The 8,091-nt window shown below is 68.4% G+C and carries 7 protein-coding genes and 1 pseudogene; 7 read left to right on the plus strand and 1 reads right to left on the minus strand.

What is annotated here, in order from left to right; translation table 11 throughout:
- From G3N58_RS32760 to pilV, 6 genes and pseudogenes are all read left to right on the plus strand, one after another.
- Positions 1 to 391, plus strand: a pseudogene (locus tag G3N58_RS32760) (type IV pilus biogenesis protein PilP); the annotation flags it as partial.
- A gap of 62 nt (positions 392 to 453) precedes the next feature.
- Complete coding sequence (locus G3N58_RS32765; protein WP_205193020.1) at positions 454 to 2,076, plus strand: ATPase, T2SS/T4P/T4SS family; 1,623 nt, start codon at positions 454 to 456, stop codon at positions 2,074 to 2,076.
- Entirely contained in the window at positions 2,066 to 3,142 is a 1,077-nt protein-coding gene (locus G3N58_RS32770; protein ID WP_167044109.1) for a type II secretion system F family protein, read from the plus strand. The genes G3N58_RS32765 and G3N58_RS32770 overlap by 11 nt, the downstream gene beginning before the upstream one ends.
- A 121-nt stretch (positions 3,143 to 3,263) precedes the next feature.
- Positions 3,264 to 3,815 (plus strand): type 4 pilus major pilin, encoded by a 552-nt coding sequence (locus G3N58_RS32775; RefSeq protein WP_167044106.1) that lies wholly within the window; start codon positions 3,264 to 3,266, stop codon positions 3,813 to 3,815.
- Between the two features lie 55 nt (positions 3,816 to 3,870).
- Positions 3,871 to 4,350 carry a type IV pilus biogenesis protein PilM gene (gene pilM, locus G3N58_RS32780; RefSeq protein ID WP_167044104.1) on the plus strand — a complete coding sequence of 160 codons (480 nt, stop codon included), beginning with the start codon at positions 3,871 to 3,873 and terminating at the stop codon, positions 4,348 to 4,350.
- A complete protein-coding gene (pilV, locus tag G3N58_RS32785) occupies positions 4,343 to 6,004 on the plus strand; it encodes a shufflon system plasmid conjugative transfer pilus tip adhesin PilV (RefSeq protein ID WP_167044101.1) in 1,662 nt (553 codons plus the stop codon). The genes pilM and pilV overlap by 8 nt, the downstream gene beginning before the upstream one ends.
- A gap of 68 nt (positions 6,005 to 6,072) precedes the next feature.
- On the opposite strand, the gene G3N58_RS32790 is transcribed toward pilV, so the two are convergent.
- Positions 6,073 to 7,173 (minus strand): ATPase, T2SS/T4P/T4SS family, encoded by a 1,101-nt coding sequence (locus tag G3N58_RS32790; protein ID WP_167044100.1) that lies wholly within the window; start codon positions 7,171 to 7,173, stop codon positions 6,073 to 6,075.
- Positions 7,174 to 7,277: 104 nt separating this feature from the next.
- On the opposite strand from G3N58_RS32790, the gene G3N58_RS32795 reads away from it, so the two are divergent.
- Positions 7,278 to 8,091 (plus strand): secretin N-terminal domain-containing protein (locus tag G3N58_RS32795; RefSeq protein WP_346778314.1); only part of this gene is annotated, 814 nt, incomplete at its 3' end.

An 8,091-nucleotide genomic window follows, 5' to 3' on the forward strand; every position in this document is an offset into this window, starting at 1 on the left:
TAATGAAGACACGCTGCTGCTGAAGGCCCAGCTGAAAAAGCTCGAGACCCAGGCGCAGGTGGCCCAGCGCGAACAGGCGCTGCACCAGATGGGCGGCACCAGCGTCAGCATGGGCCAGGTCTCGCTGATCGTGACGCAGAGCCTCGGCCAGGCCACGATCGCGACGCTGTCCGCGGACGGCGCCGAATTCGACGTGCGCGCCGGCGACCGGCTGCCGGATGGCTCGCGTGTCGCGCAGATCCGCCCGGGCATGCTGGTGCTCGCCGATCCGGACGGGCACCGCACGATGCTGACGGTGTCGGCGCCGTCGCGCGGCGGCCTCCGCAACGTCGCCGCGAACCCGCTCGGGCCCGCCGGCGTTCCGCCGCTCCCGCCGCTTCCGTTGAGGTGATCGTGATGGCCGCTCCGACCGTACCGCCCGCAAACCCGCCCAAAGCCGTCACGCCGCTGGTGTTGTCGCGTAACGCTCAGGCTCAGGCCCAGGCCGCCGCGTTGGCTGTCACGCCGGCCATCCCGGCCGACGTGCCGCTGCAGGTCGTGCAGGCCGCGCCCGTGAGCGCGCGGCCGCTGTCGGACGACGGCGAATTCGCGGCAAGCGGCGAGGAGCGCAAGTTCCTCTGTCTGCTCGATGACGGCACGCTGCTGGTCGCGGACGGCCACGAGATGAATCCGTTCGTGCTGTCGTACTGCGCCCGGCTCGAACGGCTCAACTGCCGCTACGCGACACGGCTCGTGAGCCTCGACGCGATCCGGCGCGCCTATCAGGGGCAGCGCCGCGACGGCAGTGCCGAGCGCATCGACCACACGCAGATGCAGGTGGTCGCGAAGAATCTGATCGCGCGCGCGTGCGACGAGCGCGCCTCGGACATCCATATCCGCGTGAACCGCTTCACGACGGAAATCCTGTTTCGCGTCCACAACGAGCTGGTGCGCGTGTCGGAGCAGACGCGCGAGTACGGCGAGCGGCTGCTCGCGACGCTGTACTCGGCGATGTCGAGCGTGTCCGACAACACCTATAAGCCGAACGAGCGCCAGGACGCGGCGATCGGCGACCGCGACAAGCTGCCGGACCGCCTGTTCGGGGTGCGGATCGCAACCGCGCCGACCAGCGTCGGCAATCTGATGGTGCTGCGACTGCTCTACAACGACGCTGGCGAATCGACCGAGCTGACCGACCTCGGCTTCACGAGCGAGCACGCGTTTGCGTTCGACCTGCTCGCGCAGCAGCCGCATGGCATGAACATCATCAGCGGGCCGACCGGCTCCGGCAAATCGACCACGCTGCAACGCGTGCTGACGAGGCAGTTGCGCGACATGGCCGGCTCGATTCATGTCATCACCGTCGAAGACCCGGTCGAATATCCGATCGAGGGCGCGGTACAGACGCCGGTCGTCAACGCGCCGACCGAGGAAGCGCGCTCGCTCGCGTTCGCCGCCGCGATCTCGAACGCGATGCGGCTCGACCCGGACACGATCATGATCGGCGAGGTGCGCGACCGCGCTTCCGCGCAGAGCGCGCTGCGCGCGGCGATGACCGGCCACCAGGTCTGGACGACCGTGCACGCGAACGGCGCGCTCGCGATCGTCGACCGGCTCGTCGATCTCGGCTTGCCGCTCGCGATGGTCACCGACGAATCGCTCGTCACCGGCCTCATCAGCCAGCGCCTCGTCAAGCTGCTGTGCCCGCATTGCTCGCGGCCGCTCGCCGAGGCGGCGGACGAGCTCGACATGGGGCTCGTCGCGCGCGTCAAGCGGGCGGTCGGCCCGCGCTTCGACCAGGTGCGCATCGCGGGGCCGGGCTGCCCGTGCTGCAAGCACGGCACGATCGGGCGCACGGTGCTCGCCGAGGTGATCCACACCGACACGACGTTCTTCGAACTGCTGCGCGCCGGGCGCAAGGCCGATGCCCAGCAGTACTGGCTGCAGCAGCTCGGCGGGCAGACGGTCGCGCAGCACGCGATCGAAAAAGTGGCCGCCGGACTCGTCGATCCGCGCATGGCGGAGCGCGTGGTCGGGCCGCTGACGCAACACGGCGGCGCGCGTGCGCTCGCGCTGGAAAGCGTCTATGGCACTTGAACTGAATCGCCGCTGGGCGCGCGTCCAGTTGACCGCGCCGGCGCGTATGCGGCTTTACCGCAAGATCGCGAAGATGCTGTCGGCCGGGCTGCCGCTGCTGAAGATTCTCGAGGAGCTGGAACTGCGCGCGTCGCACGAGGGCCGCAAGCCGAACGAGCCGCTCGCGCTGACGCTCGCCGACTGGCGCAGCGTCGTGCAGAACGGCGGGATGCTGGCGGAAGCGCTGGCGTGGTGGGTGCCGCACGCCGAACAGATGATCGTGATGGCGGGCGAGCAGTCGGGCCGCCTGGAAGCGTCGCTGGTCAACGTTTGCGCGCTCGTTCAGTACAGCAGGCGAATCCGGGCCGCGGTGATCGGCGGGCTCACGTATCCGGTCGTGATTCTCGCGATGACGGTCGGCTACGTCTACCTGTTCGGCAAGCTCGTGATCCCGCGCTTCGCGAGCATCGTGAGCCCGGAGCACTGGCATGGCGTCGCGCGCTCGCTGTACGAGCTGTCCCGCTTCGTGCAGGGCGGGATGCTGTACTGCATCGTCGTCGCGCTGCTGCTGTTCGTGCTGCTCGTGTATTCGATGCCGCGCTGGTCCGGCAAGACGCGCAACGTGCTCGACCGCTATCCGCCGTATTCGGTTTACCGGCTGATCGTCGGTTGCGGCTTTCTCGTCGCGTTCTCGTCGTTGCAGTCGGCAGGCTTCACCGTCGAGAAGTCGCTCGCGCGGCTCGCGATCGATGCGCGGCCATGGCTGCGCCAGCGCATTGACGACGTGCTGTTCGGCGTGAAGTCCGGGCTCAACGTCGGCGAGGCGATGAAGATCACCGGCTATCGCTTCCCGTCGGCGGAGATCGTCGACGATCTGTGCGTGTACGCCGACTACAAGGGTTTCGCCGAAGCGCTGCAGTCGATCGCGAACGAATGGATCACCGAGGGCGTCGAGACGATCGAGGCGCAGATGCGGGTCATCAACGGCGCCGCGATCGTCGGGCTCGCGCTCGTGCTGTCGTGGCTCATCAGCGGATTCTTCGGAATCCAGCAGGAAATCGCCGGGCTCGCACGGAGCCTGCATTGACGAACTTATTCCGCGGGAGGGACCGGGTAGTGAGGGCGGTATCGGATTGAATGGCCAGGCGCGCACAACCCCTTGTCCCGTCGCGCCGATTGTCGAACTGAAGGAGCACAACATGCAGCACATGAAGACCCCTACGAATGAATCGAATCGTTTCGCCATCCTGAATCAACGCGCGCGCCGCCGGCAACGCGGCGCGTCGCTGCTCGAGGCGATCGCCTATCTCGGGATCGCGGCGATCGTCGTGATCGGCGCGGTTGCGCTGCTGAACGGCGCGTTCAGCAGCGCAAGCACCAACGAGTTGTCCGAGCAGGTCACCGCGATCCAGACCGGTGTGAAGAAGCTGTATATGGGGCAGTCGGGCGGGTACGCCGACCTCAGCAACACGGTGCTGGTGTCGGCCGGCGTGTTGCCGGCCACGGTCACGGTGAGCAGCGCCGGCGCCGTGACCAACAGCTGGGGCGGTGCTGTCACGGTAGCCGGTACGGCCACTAATTTTACGATCCAATACGCGGAGGTGCCGGCGTCTGTCTGCGTCAACGCGGTGACGGGCGGTGGCGGCTGGACGTCGATCAAGATTGGTAGCACGACGGAAGGGACGCTGCCGATTGCGCCGTCTCAGGCCGCGACCGACTGCGGCTCTGCGCCGGTAACAATCGTCTGGACCTCTCTCTGACCACGATGATCCCGCCGCTTCATGCCTTCCTCCGCTCGCTCTCCGGAACCCGCTCATGTACCTGATGTGGGCCGTCGCCGCGCTCGGCGCGATTTTCGGCGCGTACGCGCTGCTCGACCACGGCACGGCGCCGCTCGCGCCGGGGCCGTCGTCGGTCGCGCTCGCGACGGGCATGAGCGAGTACCGGCAGGCGGTGATCGCGTTCGCACGGCAAAACCCGACGTTTACCGGCAGCGTGTCGGCGGCGGCGCTCGCGCCGTTTCTCGGCGCGAACCAGCCGACGCCGCTCTGGCAGAACTACGTGCAGCCGAACCAGGACGCGGCCGGCAGTCTCGTCGTCGTCTACGGAACGCAGGCCCCGGCGACGGCCGCGATCACCGGCATGGAGCAGCTTGCGCAGGGCTCCGCGCTCGCGGGCGTCGCGCTCGGCCCGAGCATCGTGTCGCCCGGCAATCCGGCGGTGCCGCTGCCGGCCGCGCTCGCGAACACGATTCCGAACGGCATGCCGGTATGGATGGCCCAGGCGTATGACTAGGCCGCTCCGAACCACGCCTTCCTTCGCCGGCCGCCTGCGCGCGCGCGGCTTCACGATGATCGAGATGCTCGCGGTGCTCGCGCTCGCGGCGATCCTCGTGACGGGCATCGCCGTGATGGCGAACTCGGCGCTCGAAGACACGCGCGGGCAGCAGGCCGCGCTGTACCAGTCGCAACTGGTGGCAGCGGCGACGCAACTGATCGAACAGAATTTCACGGCGCTGTCGACGCAGGCGAACGCCTCGACGCCCGTTGTCGCGAAGCTGACCGGCACGCCGCTGCAGATGTCGACCTACCTGCCGTCCGCGCTCAGCGCGACGAACGCGTATGGGCAGACGCCGTGCCTGCTGATCTACGGCACGGACCAGCCGGGCGCGCTGCAGGCGCTGCTCGTGACCGAAGGCGGCACGACGATTCCCGATCCGGAACTCGGCTACATCGCCGGGAATGCGGGGGCGGGCGGCGGCTCGATCCAGGCGGCCAACAATCCTTCCGGCGCGGCGAACGGCGCATTCGGCAGCTGGAAGGTCACGACGCCGAACCCGGCCGGCGCGACGTGCTCGGGCACGAAGACGGGCGTTGGCCACGTCGCGAGCCTGATTTTCTACAACGGCACGCAGACGCAGAACGCCGATTTCCTGTACCGCGTCGCGGTGCCCGGCAATCCGGCCGCGAACACGATGCAGGTGCCGATCGTGCTCGCGCAGCAGACCGACTACGCGGACTGCTCACAGACCGGCGCCATCGCGGCCGATTCGACCGGCAACGTGCTGAGCTGCACGGGCAGCAAGTGGACCCCGCAGGCGTCGCTTCACTGGCGCGAACCGGTCGCTAACGCGGCGGCGCTGCCGTCGTCGGCTTCGTCGAGCCAGGGCGACGTGCGAATGACGCTCGCGACGAACCGCGCATACACGTTTAACGGCACCGACTGGCAGGCCCTCGCGGTCGACGAGGCAGGCAACCTCGCGCTCGGCAACGCGCAGACGCTCGGCGCGGCCTGTCCGGCGCAGGCGTCGGGCACGACGCTCGTGTCCACCGACGCGACGGGGCGCGTTCTGTCGTGCCGCAACGGCACCTGGCAGGCGCAGGCGGAGATCAACCCGCAGCCGTTCCCAACCGACACCGATTGCGCGGTGCAGGTCGGCCAGTCGGGCACGAGCGATTTCCCGTGCGGCACGCAGGCCGGGGCGATCACGTACGACGACACGATGGGCTATTACCAGTCGGTCGTCACGCGCAACGTGCCGCAACTGCCCGCGAACGGCGCCCTTTCCGTCTACGCGTGGTCGCACCTGAACGACGCGTTCGTGACGTCCTGTCCGAGCGCGCCGCAGGACCTGACGGGCGGTAGTGGCGGGTATGTGACGCTGCTCGTCGAACTGCTGAACCTGGACCTGCCCGACGGCAGCAACGTCGTCGCGAAGGTCGTGAACCAGTCGTCGCGGGTGAGGGGCGATCTCGCGAACGTGCCGGTGAACATGACGAACGCGCTGCCGCTGAACAAGAACGGCTACCAGGTACGCCTGACGACGTTCTGGATTTTGTATGGCAGCGCGAACCCGGCGTCGTTTCAGCCGAGTTACTGCGGCACGGGCAACAACATTTTCCCGGCAACCGGAGTGGTGACCTCGTGGAATATCACGCCGACCTACTGATCCGCCGCCGGCCCGGCGCTGCCGCGCCCGCCGCTGCCCGAAACCGGGCGGCGACGGGGCGCGCCGCGTCAGTGCGGCGCGAGCGTCTGCAGCATCTCGTGCAGTTCCAGCCGGCTGTAGGCGGCGCGCAGCACGTCGCGCGGCAGGCACTGCTGCTTCGACGCGAGGCTGAACAGATGGTCGTTCAGCAGGCGCGACATGTTGTCCTCCTTGCGCTTCATGAACTCGGCGAGGTACGGCAGCTTGGCCGGGTCGGTCAGCATGCCGGCGATCTGCTGGTTGTTGTTGAACAGCAGTTCGCTCGCCAGCACGAAGTTCTCGCCGTCCTGGGTCGGCACGAGGCACTGGCAGATCACGCCGATCAGGCAGTTCGCGAGCGCGGCCGCGTAGCGCTCGCGCTGCTCCGCCGGGAAGAACGACAGCAGCCGCGTGATGGTGCCGACGGCGCTCGCCGTGTGCATCGTCGCGAGCACCAAGTGGCCCGATTCGCCGGCCTGCAGGGCCGTTTCGGCCGTCTCGGGGTCGCGCACCTCGCCGACCATGATGACGTCGGGCTTCTGGCGCAGCGCCTCGCGCAGCCCGGCCGGGAAGCTCGGCGTATCGGTCGGCACCTGGCGCTGCGAGACGATCGACGAGCGGCCTTCGAGTTCGTACTCGATCGGCTCCTCGATCGTGATGATGTGGGCGTTGCGCGTCCGGTTGATGTGTTCGAGCAGCGACGCGATCGTCGTGGTCTTGCCGGAGCCGGTCGGCCCCGTCACGAGCACGAGCCCCTTCGCGCTGTCGATCATCGAGCGCACGTAGGCGGGCAGGCCGAGCTTGTCGAGCGGCAGCGGTTCGAGCGGCAGGCGGCGAATCGAGATCACCAGCTTGCGGCCGCCGTTGGTGCGGTAGATGTTGCAGCGCAGCCGGCAGCGCGTCAGCACGAACGGGCGATCGATCGCGCCGCGTTGCAGATGCGCTTCCCAGTCCGGCTCGATCGCCGCGAGCGTCGGCACCATTTCGTCGAACAGCACCGGCTCCTCGCCGACGGCGAGCCAGCCGCGCGGCGCCTTGATCATGATCGGGCGGTCCTGCTCGATGTGGATGTCGGTGAAGGTCTGACGCAGGTCGATCAGTTCGAGAATTTCGCGCGTGAGGTCGCGGCGCTCCGGCAGCGGGGCGTTCATGGCCGAGGGTGTCCTGGTAATTCGAAGATAGACGGAACTTACATGAAAAATCTCAGAGGTGTCGGGGAAGCCGGCGCGAATTCGTTGTCCCAGCGGGGGCTGCAATGAAGTTCGCCGGTAGATTGAGGGCGCTCGCCGTCTGCGCGGCATTGGCGGCCTGCGGCGTGGCGCCGCAGGCCAGCGCGGCGCCGGTGCACTGGAAAAAGGCGATCGTCGACTACGAAGCCGAGGGCAAGGACATCAAGGACGTGCTGCGCGACCTCGGTTCGAGTCAGGGCATTCCGACGCGAATCGCGCCGGACGTCACCGGCACGGTCAGCGGCAAGTTCCATCTGCCGCCGCGCCGCTTTATCGACACGCTCGCCGCGTCGTTCGGCTTCGTCTGGTACTTCGACGGCGAGATCCTCGATATCACGGCCGCGTCGGATCTGCAGAGCACGCTCGTGAAGCTCGACACGGCGGACACCGCGTCGCTGAGCGACGCGCTCGACCGGCTGCACATCTCGGACGACCGCTTCCCGATCGTCTACGACACCGCGCAGGGCACGGCGCTCGTCAGCGGACCGCCGCGCTACGTGCAGATGGTGACCGCGGTCGCGAACCGGCTCGACAGCAACGCCGCGCGCGTGAGCGGCACCGAGGTGCGGGTGTTCCCGCTGCGCCACGCGTGGGCCGAGGACCGCACGGTGCCGCTCGACGGCCAGAAGGTGACGCTCGAGGGCGTCGCGGCGGTGCTGAACAACATCTACCATCCGCACAGCGAGAAGGGCCAAGGCCAGGGCCAGGGTAAAGGCGGCAACGGCAACCGCGGCGGCCACGCGGGGGCGGGCAGCGTGACGCGCGCCACGCCGCTCAACGACGTGAACGGCAACGCGAGCAACGGCCCGTACGTGCCGCCGCCGGTGCCGCCGGGCGAGG

This window comes from Paraburkholderia sp. Ac-20342, from assembly GCF_017104985.1.
In the GTDB taxonomy this organism is placed as follows: domain Bacteria; phylum Pseudomonadota; class Gammaproteobacteria; order Burkholderiales; family Burkholderiaceae; genus Paraburkholderia.

Coding starts and splice junctions, on each gene's coding strand:
- G3N58_RS32770 (WP_167044109.1), top strand. CDS start 2,066: ATGGCACTTGAACTGAATCGCCGCTGGGCGCGCGTCCAGTTGACCGCG.
- G3N58_RS32775 (WP_167044106.1), top strand. CDS start 3,264: ATGAAGACCCCTACGAATGAATCGAATCGTTTCGCCATCCTGAATCAA.
- pilM (WP_167044104.1), top strand. CDS start 3,871: ATGTACCTGATGTGGGCCGTCGCCGCGCTCGGCGCGATTTTCGGCGCG.
- pilV (WP_167044101.1), top strand. CDS start 4,343: ATGACTAGGCCGCTCCGAACCACGCCTTCCTTCGCCGGCCGCCTGCGC.
- G3N58_RS32790 (WP_167044100.1), bottom strand. CDS start 7,173: ATGAACGCCCCGCTGCCGGAGCGCCGCGACCTCACGCGCGAAATTCTC.